Annotated in this window: 1 pseudogene; it reads left to right on the top strand. The window is 67.0% G+C overall.

Going from position 1 to position 625, the window contains the following annotated elements:
• Positions 1-612, top strand: a pseudogene (locus MHY30_RS15005) (IS3-like element ISAar43 family transposase); the annotation flags it as partial.
• Between the last annotated feature and the right edge of the window lie 13 nt (positions 613-625).

The following is a 625-nucleotide window of genomic DNA, read 5'->3' as shown; positions in this document are numbered from 1 at the left end:
CAGCGGCTCTGGCGCGAGGAAGGCCTCCGTGTCCCCCAGCGGCGGCGGCGCAAACGCGTCGGATCCTCGACCGTCGACGCCCCGGCAGCGGTCGCACCGAATCTCGTGTGGGCGGTGGACTTCCAGTTCGATGCCGACGAGCAGGGCCGCCCGATCAAGATCTGCTCCATCGTCGACGAACACACCCGTGAGTGCATCGGAGGGCTTGTCGAGCGGTCGATCACCGCGGACCGACTCACTGCCCACCTCGAGGACCTCGTCGCCGTCCGCGGCGCGCCCGCGGTGCTCAGATCAGACAACGGCCCGGAGTTCATCAGCGACGCGATGGCCGACTGGGCCGGCACCCGCACCGGCCTGTCCTACATTCCGCCCGGCTCGCCCTGGCACAACGGGTACGTCGAGTCGTTCAACAGCAGGCTCCGCGACGAGTGCCTGAACATCAACAGCTTCTACTCGCTGCTGCACGCCCAGGTCGTGATCGGCGACTGGAAGACCGAGTACAACCATGACCGCCGGCACTCATCGCTCGGATACCTCGCACCGGTCGACTACGCTCGGCAATGCACCCATCAACTGGAAACCGACGACTCGCACAGCGACCGGACCGAATGAAGGGGGCGGCCCA

Source organism: Microbacterium sp. ACRRU (genome assembly GCF_022346945.1).
Lineage (GTDB): Bacteria > Actinomycetota > Actinomycetes > Actinomycetales > Microbacteriaceae > Microbacterium > Microbacterium mcarthurae.
The sequence above is the reverse complement of the archived record's forward strand: the minus strand, read 5'-3'. Positions and strand labels throughout refer to the sequence as shown.